General features: G+C 69.3%; 12 protein-coding genes and 1 riboswitch. Of the genes, 5 read left to right on the forward strand and 7 right to left on the reverse strand.

From position 1 onward, the window contains the following. Nucleotides 1-117: 117 nt before the first annotated feature. From ACFVZW_RS09920 to ACFVZW_RS09930, 3 genes are read right to left on the reverse strand one after another with little or no spacing between them, the layout of a single operon-like run. On the reverse strand, nt 118-1,287 hold the full coding sequence (locus ACFVZW_RS09920) for a cystathionine gamma-lyase (RefSeq protein ID WP_384519248.1): 1,170 nt from the start codon (nt 1,285-1,287) through the stop codon (nt 118-120). Continuing rightward, complete coding sequence (locus ACFVZW_RS09925) at nt 1,284-1,772, reverse strand: low molecular weight protein-tyrosine-phosphatase (RefSeq protein ID WP_384519250.1); 489 nt, start codon at nt 1,770-1,772, stop codon at nt 1,284-1,286. The genes ACFVZW_RS09920 and ACFVZW_RS09925 overlap by 4 nt, the downstream gene beginning before the upstream one ends. Before the next feature lie 9 nt (nt 1,773-1,781). Beyond that, nucleotides 1,782-2,159 carry a phage holin family protein gene (locus tag ACFVZW_RS09930; protein ID WP_384519252.1) on the reverse strand — a complete coding sequence of 126 codons (378 nt, stop codon included), beginning with the start codon at nt 2,157-2,159 and terminating at the stop codon, nt 1,782-1,784. Between the two features lie 51 nt (nt 2,160-2,210). Here ACFVZW_RS09930 and ACFVZW_RS09935 point away from each other — a divergent pair, with 51 nt between their 5' ends. From ACFVZW_RS09935 to ACFVZW_RS09950, 4 genes are all read left to right on the forward strand, one after another. Then, the gene (locus tag ACFVZW_RS09935) at nt 2,211-2,528 is read left to right on the forward strand and encodes a cupin domain-containing protein (protein WP_329118392.1); all 318 of its coding nucleotides are present in this window, start codon (nt 2,211-2,213) and stop codon (nt 2,526-2,528) included. A gap of 132 nt (nt 2,529-2,660) precedes the next feature. Continuing rightward, nucleotides 2,661-2,879, forward strand: a complete 219-nt coding sequence (locus ACFVZW_RS09940; protein ID WP_383549044.1) for a DUF5326 family protein — start codon at nt 2,661-2,663, stop codon at nt 2,877-2,879. A 281-nt stretch (nt 2,880-3,160) separates the two neighbouring features. After that, nucleotides 3,161-3,931: an IclR family transcriptional regulator gene (locus ACFVZW_RS09945; RefSeq protein WP_384519255.1), complete on the forward strand. Its 771-nt coding sequence runs from the start codon at nt 3,161-3,163 to the stop codon at nt 3,929-3,931. A 137-nt stretch (nt 3,932-4,068) separates the two neighbouring features. Continuing rightward, complete coding sequence (locus ACFVZW_RS09950) at nt 4,069-4,503, forward strand: SsgA family sporulation/cell division regulator (protein ID WP_384519256.1); 435 nt, start codon at nt 4,069-4,071, stop codon at nt 4,501-4,503. A 36-nt stretch (nt 4,504-4,539) separates the two neighbouring features. Here ACFVZW_RS09950 and ACFVZW_RS09955 read toward each other — a convergent pair whose 3' ends face one another. Beyond that, the gene (locus ACFVZW_RS09955; protein ID WP_384519257.1) at nt 4,540-5,880 is read right to left on the reverse strand and encodes a YibE/F family protein; all 1,341 of its coding nucleotides are present in this window, start codon (nt 5,878-5,880) and stop codon (nt 4,540-4,542) included. A gap of 71 nt (nt 5,881-5,951) precedes the next feature. Then, a riboswitch (TPP riboswitch) is annotated at nt 5,952-6,098 on the forward strand. Between ACFVZW_RS09955 and thiC the strand changes: the two genes are divergently transcribed. Then, complete coding sequence (gene thiC / locus ACFVZW_RS09960; protein ID WP_383549056.1) at nt 6,092-7,864, forward strand: phosphomethylpyrimidine synthase ThiC; 1,773 nt, start codon at nt 6,092-6,094, stop codon at nt 7,862-7,864. (Overlaps the previous riboswitch by 7 nt.) Before the next feature lie 83 nt (nt 7,865-7,947). Here the strand turns inward: thiC and ACFVZW_RS09965 are convergent, their stop codons facing one another. The 3 genes from ACFVZW_RS09965 to ACFVZW_RS09975 all read right to left on the reverse strand — a co-directional run bounded on the left by ACFVZW_RS09965 (nt 7,948) and on the right by ACFVZW_RS09975 (nt 11,669). Then, the gene (locus tag ACFVZW_RS09965) at nt 7,948-8,787 is read right to left on the reverse strand and encodes a hypothetical protein (protein WP_384519259.1); all 840 of its coding nucleotides are present in this window, start codon (nt 8,785-8,787) and stop codon (nt 7,948-7,950) included. Between the two features lie 159 nt (nt 8,788-8,946). Further along, nucleotides 8,947-10,311, reverse strand: coding sequence for a metallophosphoesterase (locus ACFVZW_RS09970; RefSeq protein WP_384519261.1), 1,365 nt, complete (start codon nt 10,309-10,311; stop codon nt 8,947-8,949). 251 nt (nt 10,312-10,562) lie between these two features. After that, a complete protein-coding gene (locus ACFVZW_RS09975; protein ID WP_137994523.1) occupies nt 10,563-11,669 on the reverse strand; it encodes a LacI family DNA-binding transcriptional regulator in 1,107 nt (368 codons plus the stop codon). Between the last annotated feature and the right edge of the window lie 344 nt (nt 11,670-12,013).

The raw sequence follows: 12,013 nt of genomic DNA on the forward strand, positions 1-12,013 counted from the left end.
GACGCTGGGGTGCTCTTCTCGCCGGGCGGGGTCCGGCGCGTTCCCGCACGGGGGGGGGGGGCCGCCGGCCCGCCCCCGGCCGGGCCGCCGGGCGGCGGCGCGCCGGGGCGCCGTCCGTCAGCCGGCGGCTCTCTCGGCCGCGTCGAGAGCGCGCAGCACGTCCGCGATCAGGTCCTCCGGGTCCTCCGCACCGACGGAGAAGCGGATGAAGCCCTCCGGCACGGAGTCGCCGCCCCACCGCCCGCGCCGCTCGGCCGTGGAGCGCACGCCGCCGAAGCTGGTGGCGTCGTCCACGAGGCGCAGCCCGTCGAGGAACCGCTCAGCCCAGGCCCGGTCGGGAAGGACGAAGGACACGACCGGCCCGAAGCGCTTCATCTGGGTCGCCGCCACCGCATGCGAAGGGTCGCCGGGGAGCCCCGGATACCGCAGCCCGGTCACCTCGCCCCGCTTCCCCAGGGCCTCCGCGAGGGAGAGCGCCGAGGTGCACTGCCGGTCGATGCGGAGCTGGAGCGTGGCCAGGGAGCGGTGCGCGAGCCAGGCCTCCATGGGGCCGGGAATGGCCCCGACGATCTTGCGCCAGCGCCGTACCTCCGCCGCCCGCCGCGGATCACGGCAGCTGACGTGGCCGAGCAGGATGTCGCCGTGCCCGGTCATCCCCTTGGTGTCGCTCGCGACGGAGAAGTCCGCGCCGAGCTCCAGGGGCCGCTGGCCGAGCGGGGTGGCCAGGGTGTTGTCGACGGCGACGAGCGCCCCGCGTTCGTGCGCCGCGTCGACCAGGCGGCGGATGTCGCAGACGTCGAGCCCCGGGTTGGAGGGCGTCTCGATCCACAGCAGCCGTGCTCCGTCCAGGACGGACAGCTGGGCGTCGCCGGCGGTCGGTGCGGTGCGGACCTCGATCCCGTACGCCCTGAGCTGCTCGTGGACCAGCGGCAGCGCCTGGTAGCCGTCGTCCGGCATGACGATCGTGTCGCCTGCCTTGAGCTGGGAGAAGAGGACTGCGGAGATGGCGGCCATGCCCGAGGCGAAGACGAGCGTCTCGACACCCGCCTCCCCCGGTGCCTCCAGCTCGCCGATGGCGCGTTCCAGATGGGTCCAGGTCGGGTTCTCGTCCCGCCCGTAGGTGTAGGGGCCGGTGGGGTCTCCCGGCAGGTGGAAGTGGGCGGCGAAGACCGGCCCCGGCAGGGTCGGTTCGTATTTGACCGGCTCGGGAAGTCCGGCGCGCACCGCCCGCGTCCCGTCGCCGACGGCCCCGGGGTCCTCGGGGCCCTCGAACGTGTCCTCGTTCATGCCGTTCGTTCCTCCACGCTCTCGCGTACCGCGGCGAGCAGCCCCTCGCTCGCGGCCTCCACCATCTCCAGGCACTCCTCGAAGCCTTCCGTCCCGCCGTAGTACGGGTCGGGCACGTCGAGATCGTCGGCCGCCGGGTCGTACGAGCGCAGCAGCCGCACCTTCGCCACGTCGTCCGGCGTCGGGGCGAGCCGCCGGAGCTCCCGCAGATGACTCTCGTCGAGGGCGATCACCAGATCCAGCGCCGGGAACCACGAGGCGCGGAACTGGCGGGCGGTGTGGCCGGAGTCGTAGCCGTGGGCCTCCAGGACGGCGACCGTGCGCGGATCGGCGGAGTGGCCCTCGTGCCAGCCCCCGGTGCCCGCGCTGTCGACCTCCACGGCGTCCGCCAGGCCCACCTCCTCCACGCGGGCGCGGAAGACGGACTCGGCCATCGGCGAGCGGCAGATGTTGCCGGTGCAGACGAAACAGACCCGGTACGTCATCGTCCGCCCTCAGTCCCCGTCGGGGAGAACGACGTTCAGCGCCCAGGACACGACGGAGATGATCAGGCCGCCGAGTACGGCGGTCCAGAAGCCGTCGACATGGAAGCTGAGGCCGAGCTGGTCGGCCAGCCAGGAGGTGAGCAGCAGCATCAGGGCGTTGATCACCAGTGTGATCAGGCCGAGCGTGAGAAAGAACAGCGGAAGTGAGATCAGCTGGACGATCGGCTTCACCAAGAAGTTCACCAGACCGAAAACCAGGGCGACGAGTATCAGCGTCCAGGCCTTCTTGCCGGTGCTGTCGCCGGTCAGGGTGATGTCCTGGAGCAGCCAGATGGCGACTCCCAATGCGCCCGCGTTCGCGAGCGTCTTGACTACGAAATTCATCATGTGTCTGATCGTGGCAGACATGATCGGGCCAATGGCAGGGGCGGACGCACGATGAAAGCATTCCGACTGGACGAGTTGGAGGCGGAGCGCGCCGCCAACGACGGCGCATACCTCCAGTTCCTGCGCGAGCGGAACATGTCGGTCGGTCTTTACGCGCTCGACGCGGGGGCGCTCGACCCGCAGCAGCCACACGGCCAGGACGAGGTGTACTTCGTCGTGAGCGGCCGTGCCGCGATCACGGTCGGGATGGAGACGACGCAGGTCGCGCGCGGAAGCGTGGTCTACGTGCCCGCCGGGGTGGCCCACAAGTTCCACCACATCACCGAGGACCTGCGGGTCATGGTGGTCTTCTCGCCGCCGGAGTCCTGATCTCCCCTAGGGGTCGGATCAGGGGAGATCAAGGGCCACGAGGCCCCCGTTGACCCCGTTGCCGCCCCTAGCATCGAGAGTGTTCGGCGCAGAGCGCGTGGAGCGAGGTCTTCGGGAGATGAGGTAAGCGCGATGGCGGTACGAGAGATTCTCGCGGGGATGCCCTGGTGGGTGAAGTGGGTGGCCATACCGGTCATCGCCCTGCTCGTCTTCGGCGGCCTGATCACCAGCATCGCGATGTTCGTGATCGGTCTGCTCTTCAAGGTCCTGGTCTTCGTGGCCCTCGTCGGTGGACTGATCTACGTCGTACGGAAGTTCACCTCCTCGTCGGCCTCGCGCGAGGATTGGTAGCACAAGCTACCTGCCGGTATGACCGGGCTGCTCGCTGTTAGCCCGGCCGAGGGATGCGGAGAGGGAAACCGCGACCGTGCCTGGGGGCTGCCATTAGAGTGGAAATCTCTGCCGCCCCCGGGGAAAACTGGCGTAGACCTCCGCGCTGACCTGCGGTTTCTTCACCTGTCCCGGGAGAGTCCTTCATCGGACTCCACCGGTTTCCCAGGCCGCGGCGGGCGCGCGGGGGCGGCCCCCGCGGGCGGGTGCACGGCGCCCGTCACCACGCCTGGGGGTGACCTTTGGCCACGGCTTCGCAGTCCGCCGTCCCTACCCTGATCGGCTCGGTGCAGCGGGCGCTGAGACTTCTGGAGGCCGTGGGCTCCCACGAGGACGGAGCCCCCGCCAAACAGCTCGCGCGCGAAGCGGGACTCCCGCTTCCCACCGCGTACCACCTGCTCCGCACCCTGACGCACGAGGGCTATCTGCGCCGTGAGAAGGGTGTGTTCGTGTTCGGCGACGCGGCCGGTCGGTTGGCCGGCGGCGGAGTTCTGCAGAATCGTCGCACCAAGATCGAAGACTCGCTCGCACACTGGCGCGACGAGATCGGCGTCCCCATCTACTTCGCGATCTACCGCGAGGGCGAGATCGAGCTCGTCGCCGTCGCCGACACCCCCTCCGCCCCCGCCGTGGACGAGTGGGCCGACTTCCGCGAGACCGGCCACGCCCATGCGATCGGCCAGTGTCTGCTCAGTCAACTGGATCTGAAGAGTCGTCAAGACCACCTCGACCGCCATCCGGTGAAAGCCATCACTCCGTACACGGTGCGTAACCGGCAGGTGCTTTTGGAGCGTTTGGGCGGTATGGGGCGAATGGAGCCCCTGGTAGAGCGTCAGGAATATGCGCTGGGCACAGTTTGTGCCGCGATCCCCATCACTGCGGGGTCCACGGCGGCCGCGATGGCGATTTCCGTACCCCTTCACCAGGAAGAACGGTTGCTGCCCGCAGTCGCTCGACTACAGAATGAGATCGGAAGGCTCTTCAGCTCCTTCGCTTTCTCTATCAGTATCTGAAAAATCACTCCTTGTGATCCGCTAGCGCTTACAGCACGATTGCGTCAACAGGGCCATGGGGGATCATTCCTGGCCGTTTCGATCACAGCTTCAGTAGCCGTGTGCACACAACTGCTTCATCTACTGCGGGGTACAAGATGCGAGAGTCGGTCCAGGCCGAGGTCCTGATGAGCTTCCTCGTCTCCGAGGAGCTCGCCTTCAGGATCCCGGTGGAACTCCGGTACGAGACCCGGGATCCCTACGCGGTGCGGATGACCTTCCATCTCCCCGGAGACGCGCCGGTGACCTGGGCGTTCGGGCGGGAACTGCTGCTGGACGGGATCAACCGGCCGAGCGGCGACGGCGATGTGCACATCGCGCCGACCGATCCCGAGGCGCTCTCGGACGTCTCCATCCGGCTCCAGGTCGGCGGCGACCGCGCCCTGTTCCGGGCCAGCGCTCCGCCGCTCGTCGCCTTCCTCGACCGTACGGACAAGCTGGTTCCCCTCGGTCAGGAACGGACGCTGGGCGACTTCGAGGACAACCTGGAAGCCGCGCTCGGCCGGATTCTGGCGGAGGAGAACGCGGGCTGAACGCCCCCCGGGCCCGCCGAAACGGCCCCGGACCAGTCACTTCGCCCGACGCCGGCGTCCACCCCTGGACGAACGCTTCTCCGGATCGCCCGGCCGGTCTGCGGAGACCACCAGGGCGGCCAGCGCGGTCGTGACCGGCACCGAGGCCACCAGACCGATCGACCCCACGAGCGTCCGGACGATCTCCTCCGCGACCAACTCGCTGTTGGCCACCGTCCCCACACTGCTCTGCGCGATGGTGAAGAGCAGCAACAGGGGCAGGGCCGCACCGGCGTAGGCAAGGACCAGTGTGTTCACCACGGACGCGATGTGGTCGCGGCCGATCCGGATCCCGGCCCGGTACAACGCCCGGGGCCCCATACGGGGATCGGCCTGGTGCAGCTCCCACACCGCCGAGGTCTGCGTCACCGTCACATCGTCGAGGACACCGAGCGAACCGATGATGATGCCCGCGAGCAGCAGACCGGACATGTCGATGTCCGGGTACAGGCCGTGGATCAGACCGGTGTTGTCGTCCGTGTTGCCGCTGAGCGACGCCCAGCTGATGAAATACGAGCCGAGCAGCCCGATCAGCAGCAGCGAGATCAGGGTCCCGAGCACCGCGACCGAGGTGCGCGCCGACAGGCCGTGGCACATGTAGAGCGCGATGAGCATGATCGCGCTCGACCCGACCACCGCCACCACCAGCGGATTCGACCCCTGAAGGATCGCCGGCAGGATGAAGAGGGTCAGGATCAGGAAGCTGATGGCGAGCGAGATCAGGGCCATCACCCCGCGCATCCGGCCGACGAGCACGACCACGAGCGCGAAGATCAGCGCCAGGACCGTCAGCGGAACCTTGCGGTTCACATCAGTCACCGAGTACTGCAGATCGCGTGGGGCGTCGGGGGCGTACGCCACCACCACGCCCTGCCCCTCGTCCAGTTGACGCGGCGCGTCCGGCTGCACGATCTCGACGAAGGTACGGCCCTTGTCGGGGCCGTCGGTGACCTCGATCGTCGCCTTCTCGCACTGCCCCTGCTGGGCGTTGGCGGCCTCACGGCCCTGGGGCGTGGAGGGGTCCTCGGTCGGCGGGACCTGCGCGGCGTTCACATCCTTGCAGTCGACCTTCTCGACCGAGGCGACCTCGCCCGCGTAGGTCTGCCGGTCGAAGCCGACGCCGGTGCGCTCGTGCTCCGGCACGCCGCCCGGCCACAGCACGACGAGTCCGACCACCACGGCCGCGGCGAACGGGATCAGGACCGCGGCGATGACTCTGCGCAGATGCCGGGAGACCGGCGCCGCCGGGCCGTGGCTGTGGCTGTGGCCGTGCCCGTGGCCCGCGTCCCCATGGGCATCGTGTCCATCGGGTTCCGGGGTCTGCTGCGAGGAAGTCACCGACAGATCATCGCAAGAACGACGGGGGCCCACTGTTCAGCACGCCCGGGTTGACGCTAGCGTGGTGGCACCTTTGCACACGCGGGAGCTCGGAGCACCGGGCTGAGAGGGCGCTGATCACCGTACGCGCGTACTGATGTACGTACGGGAGGAGGCTGCGCCGACCGCCGAACCTGTTACCGGGTAATGCCGGCGTAGGGAGATCGGTCTCATGACCATTCAGGATGCACGCACGCCTGCCACCAGCCAGGACGAGCGCAAGCCGGGCTGGCACAAGGGATACGTCGAGGGCTCGCGCCCCGACCTCCGAGTGCCCGTCCGTCAGGTGCACCTCACCAACGGCAAGGACGTGACGCTGTACGACACGTCCGGCCCGTACACCGACCCCACCATCGACACCGACGTACGGCGGGGCCTTCCGCCGCTGCGCGAGAACTGGATCATCAGCCGCGGCGACACCGAGGAGTACGCGGGCCGCCCCGTCCGTCCCGAGGACGACGGCATCAAGCACACCTCGCCGCGTGGTGGCCTCAAGAACCTCGACGCGGTCTTCCCCGGCCGCCCCCGCCAGCCCCGCCGGGGCCGCGACGGGGCGGCGGTGACCCAGCTCGCGTACGCCCGCCGGGGCGAGATCACCCCGGAGATGGAGTACGTCGCGATCCGCGAGAACGTCTCCCCCGAGGTCGTACGGGAGGAGATCGCCGCAGGGCGCGCGGTGCTCCCGGCCAACGTCAACCACCCGGAGATCGAGCCGATGATCATCGGCAAGCGGTTCCTGGTGAAGGTCAACGCCAACATCGGCAACTCCGCCGTCACCTCCTCCATCGAGGAGGAGGTGGAGAAGATGACGTGGGCGACCAAGTGGGGCGCGGACACGGTCATGGACCTGTCCACCGGCCGCAACATCCACACCACCCGTGAGTGGGTGCTGCGCAACTCCCCCGTGCCGATCGGCACCGTGCCGCTCTACCAGGCCCTGGAGAAGGTCGACGGCAAGGCCGAGGAGCTGACCTGGGAGATCTACAAGGACACGGTCATCGAGCAGGCCGAGCAGGGCGTCGACTACATGACGGTCCACGCCGGCGTGCTGCTGCCGTACGTGCCGCTGACCGCCCGCCGCAAGACCGGCATCGTCTCGCGCGGCGGCTCGATCATGGCCGCCTGGTGCCTCGCGCACCACAAGGAGAACTTCCTCTACACGAACTTCGAGGAGCTCTGCGAGATCCTCGCGACGTACGACGTCACGTACTCGCTCGGCGACGGTCTGCGCCCCGGCTCGATCGCGGACGCCAACGACGCGGCGCAGTTCGCGGAGCTGAAGACGCTCGGCGAGCTCAACACGATCGCCAAGCGCCACAACGTGCAGACGATGATCGAGGGCCCGGGCCATGTCCCGATGCACAAGATCAAGGAGAACATCGACCTCCAGCAGGAGATCTGCGAGGAGGCGCCGTTCTACACCCTCGGCCCGCTGACCACGGACGTCGCGCCGGCGTACGACCACATCACCTCGGGCATCGGCGCCGCGATGATCGCCTGGTGGGGCACCGCGATGCTCTGCTACGTCACGCCCAAGGAGCACCTGGGCCTGCCCAACCGCGACGACGTGAAGACCGGTGTCATCACGTACAAGATCGCGGCGCACGCGGCCGACCTGGCCAAGGGGCACCCGGGGGCGCAGGAGTGGGACGACGCGCTGTCGGACGCGCGCTTCGAGTTCCGCTGGGAGGACCAGTTCAACCTGGCGCTCGACCCGGACACGGCGCGTGAGTTCCACGACGAGACGCTGCCGGCGGAGCCCGCGAAGACCGCGCACTTCTGCTCGATGTGCGGTCCGAAGTTCTGCTCGATGAAGATCTCGCAGGACATCCGGCGCGAGCACGGCGGCGACCTCCAGTCCGAGGAGATCCAGGCCGGGATGGCGGAGAAGTCCAAGGAGTTCGCGGCCGCCGGCAACCGCGTGTACCTCCCGCTGGCGGAGTAGCCGCATCGGTACGTACGGGGCGGGTACGGACCGCACGGCCACGGGGGGTCGTGCGGGGCGTGCCCGCCGTGGCGTTCCCCGGATCACTCCGGCCGGTGCTCCGGGGGGCCGAACTCCGGGCTCGTGAAGTCCGGGCTGCTGAACCTGGGACGGCTGCCCGAGGCTCCCTCGCTCGGACTCGAGAAGTCCGGTCCGCTGTAGCCGATCTTCGGTATGCGGTCCTTACGCTCCGAGGGCTGCGGCGGCAGGGGCGGGGCCGGGTGTGCGGCGGGGTCGGCCAGGGCCTCCCGCAGGAACGGCAGGATGCCGCGTTCCAGCAGGGCGCGGCGCCAGGCGTCGCGGGCCCGGGACAGTTCGTCGTCCGGTTCACCGCCGGCCCCGGGGCCCGCGGCCACTTCGGTGGAGCGGTTGCGCAGCGCCGTCACAAGGAGGCCGACGGCCGCGCAGAGCAGCCCGGCTGCGGCGACGGCGCCGAAGAACCAGGCCGCCGTCAGCAGCGTGTCGGCGAACACGAGTGTGGGTGCCAGCACCTTCAGAACGGCCCCGACCAGCAGGAATATCACCGCTGCTGTGCCCGAGAGCACCGGTGCGAGGACCGTGAGGACCGCGACGATGCCCGCGCCGGGGCCCGTGCTCGCTCCGCCGTCCCCTTCCGCCACGAGAACGGCGTCCATCACACTCGTACCGCCTGTCGCACGGCCTTCCGCGCGGACCTTGACGAAGTGGTCGTACTCCACCGCGGCGGCCGCGGTGATCAGCGCCGTCGCGCTCATGGCCATCGAGCGCAGCTGTTCGGACGTGAGCCGTTTCCCGACCTCGGCGAGATCCGGACGGTCGTGCGCGTTTCGCAGTGCGTCGCCGAGGATGCGCTCGTACTCGGCGCGGTCCTCGGTCAGCAGGTGCGGAGCCACGTTCATGTGCATCCCCCGATGCTCCGTAAGGCCTGGTTGACCGTGGGAAACGGGCAGTTGGGCGGAAACGGAGGAGAGCCTGCTACGGATGATCCGATGGTATTGCGGTTACGGCACAGGGTGACAGGGGGTTTCCCGAAATCGACTTCCCCGGATGCGCACGGTTATGCGTCAGCCATGCAGGGGGAGTTGGACGACCAGCAGCTTTCCGGCCATGGTCACACCGCCGTCCATGGCGATCGCCAGACCGTCCGCGTACACATGCGGACCGTCGACGACCGGACCCGATCCGTCCTCGCCGTCTTCCGTTCCGACCTGCCCGAGGAGGTACGGGATGGGGCTGTGGCCGTGCACGACCCGGCGGCCGCCGTAGGTGCCGAGCAGCTCCTGGACGGCTTGCGGGCCCGCGTCGTCGCGGAACGCGAAGCGCTTGGTGAACTTCCGGAACAGGTCCCAGACCTCGTCGGCGTCGTTCCGGTTGATGATCTCGTGGACGGTCTCGTTGACGTCCTCGATGGTGCTGCCGTACTCGAGATAGGCGGTGGTGTCGGAGTGCATCAGGAGGTGCCCGTCCTCCTCCACCACGGCGTCGAGTCGGGACATCCACTGGAGGTGGACGTCCTGGAGGCGGTCCATGTCGTGCTTCTGGCCGCCGTTGAGCAGCCAGGCGGCCTGGAAGGTGGCGGTGCCGGCGCCGGAGTTGACCGGAGTGTCGGCGAAGCGCTTGGCGCCGATCAGGAGCAGCTCGTGGTTGCCCATCAGGGCCTTGCAGTAGCCGCCGGCGGCCGCGGCCTCCGCGGACAGGCGCATGACGAGATCGATGACGCCGATGCCGTCGGGACCGCGGTCGGTGAAGTCGCCGAGGAACCAGAGGCGGGCGTTCCCGGCGGACCAGGCGCCGTTCTCGTCGATGAGGCCCTGGGCGCGGAGGGCGGCGACGAGCTCGTCGAGATAGCCGTGGACGTCGCCGACGACGTAGAGCGGGCCGGGGCCCTCGGCGGCCGAGGCGGGCACGGGGGCCGGCTCCGGGTCGACTCGGACCTGCACGGTGTCACCCCTATTGATGACCGGGAGATCGCGCTCGGTGGGGGTGTAGCCGTCGGGCATGGCTTCGTCGGGGAAGGCGTTCCCGGGGTGGCCGGTCGCGACGGCGACGATGGAGGACATGCCGCCGGCGAGGGGGAGATGGAGCGTGGGGGCGAGCGGCCCGACGGGTGCGACCGGTTCGTGGACGGTGCGCGGGTCGAGGTGGGCGCCGTGCGCGACCGGGGCGTCGGGTTCGAGGAGAGCGACGGGCTCGGGGAAGGCGACGGGCTCAGGGAAGGCGACAGGCTCGGGAGAGGAGCCGGGTTCGGGGAGCGCGCCGTGGTCGGGGAACGCGGTGGGCTCGGGATAGGCGCCGGTCGGACCGGTCTGTGTCCCGGTGGGGGGCTCGGTGGCGTTGCCCTGCACGGGCACGCGGGCGTACGGCGGTACGCGGAAGTCACGCAATGTCGCCGTGCGCACCACGGGTTCCTGCCCGGCCCCCTGAGTCATCGACCCCTCCACCACCGTCGCGATGCCCTGTACATCGCGGACCGGCCTGGTCGGGGTGGTCCGCGGTGTCGTGCGCCCATCATAGGAATGAGGGTCCGCCTGTGTGACGCACCAGGGGTGGTGAATCCGGGTCCACTCCGGGTTCACCGGTTGTTTCGCCCGAATTGAGAAGGTCCAGGCCAGGGTCGGGACCGGGCTGGGCTGGGTTTGCGCCCTGCCCGGCCCGGAATCCGGCCGGTACTGATCGTTCGCTAGTCCTTCGAGGGTGACCGGGGCGGGCTGACCGTCGTACGCGGCGAACGCCTCTGGGAGGACGTCCGGACGATGAGCTCGGTCGGTATGACCTGCTCGACCGGTCCGTCGGTGTCGATCCCCTCGATGGCGTCGATGAGGAGCTGGACGACGGCCGTGCCGATCCTTCGGGGTTTGAGCGAGAGGGTCGTGATGGGCGGTTCGGTGTTGGCGTAGACGGTCGACTCGCTGCAGCAGACCAGCAGCAGATCGTCCGGGACGCGCAGTCCGTAGCGGCGGGCCGCCGCCAGCAGATCGGTTCCGTTGGGGTCGAAGAGTCCGTAGACGGCGTCGGGTCGGTCGGGGCGGGCGAGCAGCCGGTCGGCCGCGACGGCGCCCGCGCACGGGTCGTGCGCCGGATAGGCCTCGTAGACGGGGTCCTGTCCGACCCGCTCGCACCAGTTCAGGTACGCGGTGGTGGACAGGCGGGTGTACGTGTCGGTGGTGGTGCCGGTGAGCAGGCCGATCCGGCGGGCGCCGGCGTCGGCGAGGTGGTCGAGGAGGTCGAGGACGGCGGCTTCGTGGTCGTTGTCGACCCAGGCGGTCACCGGGAGCGTGCCGGCGGGGCGTCCGTCGGAGACGACGGGGAGGCCCTGGCGGACGAGTTCGGTGACGACCGGGTCGTGGTCGGAGGGGTCGATGACGACGGTGCCGTCGAGGGCGACGTTCGACCAGACGTCATGGCGGGATGTGGCGGGCAGGATGACCAGGGCGTAGCCGCGCGCGAGCGCGGCCGATGTGGCTGCTCTGGCCATCTCCGCGAAGTACGCGAATTCGGTGAAGGTGAAAGGTTCATCCCCGTAGGTCGTCACGGTCAGGCCGATGAGGCCCGATTTGCCGGTACGGAGCGTGCGGGCCGCCGCGGATGGGCGATAGCCCAGCCGGTCGGCGACCTCGCGGACGTGGCGGCGGGTGGCGTCCGGGAGCCGGCCCTTGCCGTTGAGCGCGTCGGAGACAGTCGTGATGGAGACCCCGGCGGCGGCGGCCACGTCCCGGATGCCCGCTCGTCCCTGCCGGCTTCCCCGGGTCTGTGCCCGGCTCACCTGGTGCTTCCCTGCTGCTGTCATGGCGAGCCGATAGTAGGGCGAGGGCGGGTGGTTGGGCCGGTCGCATATTCACTCGTTGACAGGCACGTTTCTGCATGATCAAAAAGCACCAAGTGCCTGGGAAAGTAAGGGAGTTAAGGCCCCTCGGGTGTGATCTACGGTTGTCGAAACGCATGGGCCTGCCACAGAGCCGATGTCTCGAAGAGGTCTCAACTCACCTCTACGGGGGATGCGCGCCACGGCGCCCGCCACCGGCGCGCGCCACCCACGGCTGCGCTCCCCCCGTTGTCCACAGCTTGTCCGACCCGTTGTCCACAGCCCATTCGCAGCGGAGGCGAATCCTCATAAGGTGAGGAGTATTGGTG

Source organism: Streptomyces sp. NPDC059567 (assembly GCF_042735655.1).
Lineage (GTDB): Bacteria > Actinomycetota > Actinomycetes > Streptomycetales > Streptomycetaceae > Streptomyces.

Coding starts and splice junctions, on each gene's coding strand:
- ACFVZW_RS09920 (WP_384519248.1), bottom strand. CDS start 1,287: ATGAACGAGGACACGTTCGAGGGCCCCGAGGACCCCGGGGCCGTCGGC.
- ACFVZW_RS09925 (WP_384519250.1), bottom strand. CDS start 1,772: ATGACGTACCGGGTCTGTTTCGTCTGCACCGGCAACATCTGCCGCTCG.
- ACFVZW_RS09930 (WP_384519252.1), bottom strand. CDS start 2,159: ATGATGAATTTCGTAGTCAAGACGCTCGCGAACGCGGGCGCATTGGGA.
- ACFVZW_RS09935 (WP_329118392.1), top strand. CDS start 2,211: ATGAAAGCATTCCGACTGGACGAGTTGGAGGCGGAGCGCGCCGCCAAC.
- ACFVZW_RS09940 (WP_383549044.1), top strand. CDS start 2,661: ATGGCGGTACGAGAGATTCTCGCGGGGATGCCCTGGTGGGTGAAGTGG.
- ACFVZW_RS09950 (WP_384519256.1), top strand. CDS start 4,069: ATGCGAGAGTCGGTCCAGGCCGAGGTCCTGATGAGCTTCCTCGTCTCC.
- thiC (WP_383549056.1), top strand. CDS start 6,092: ATGACCATTCAGGATGCACGCACGCCTGCCACCAGCCAGGACGAGCGC.
- ACFVZW_RS09965 (WP_384519259.1), bottom strand. CDS start 8,787: ATGCACATGAACGTGGCTCCGCACCTGCTGACCGAGGACCGCGCCGAG.
- ACFVZW_RS09970 (WP_384519261.1), bottom strand. CDS start 10,311: ATGACTCAGGGGGCCGGGCAGGAACCCGTGGTGCGCACGGCGACATTG.
- ACFVZW_RS09975 (WP_137994523.1), bottom strand. CDS start 11,669: ATGACAGCAGCAGGGAAGCACCAGGTGAGCCGGGCACAGACCCGGGGA.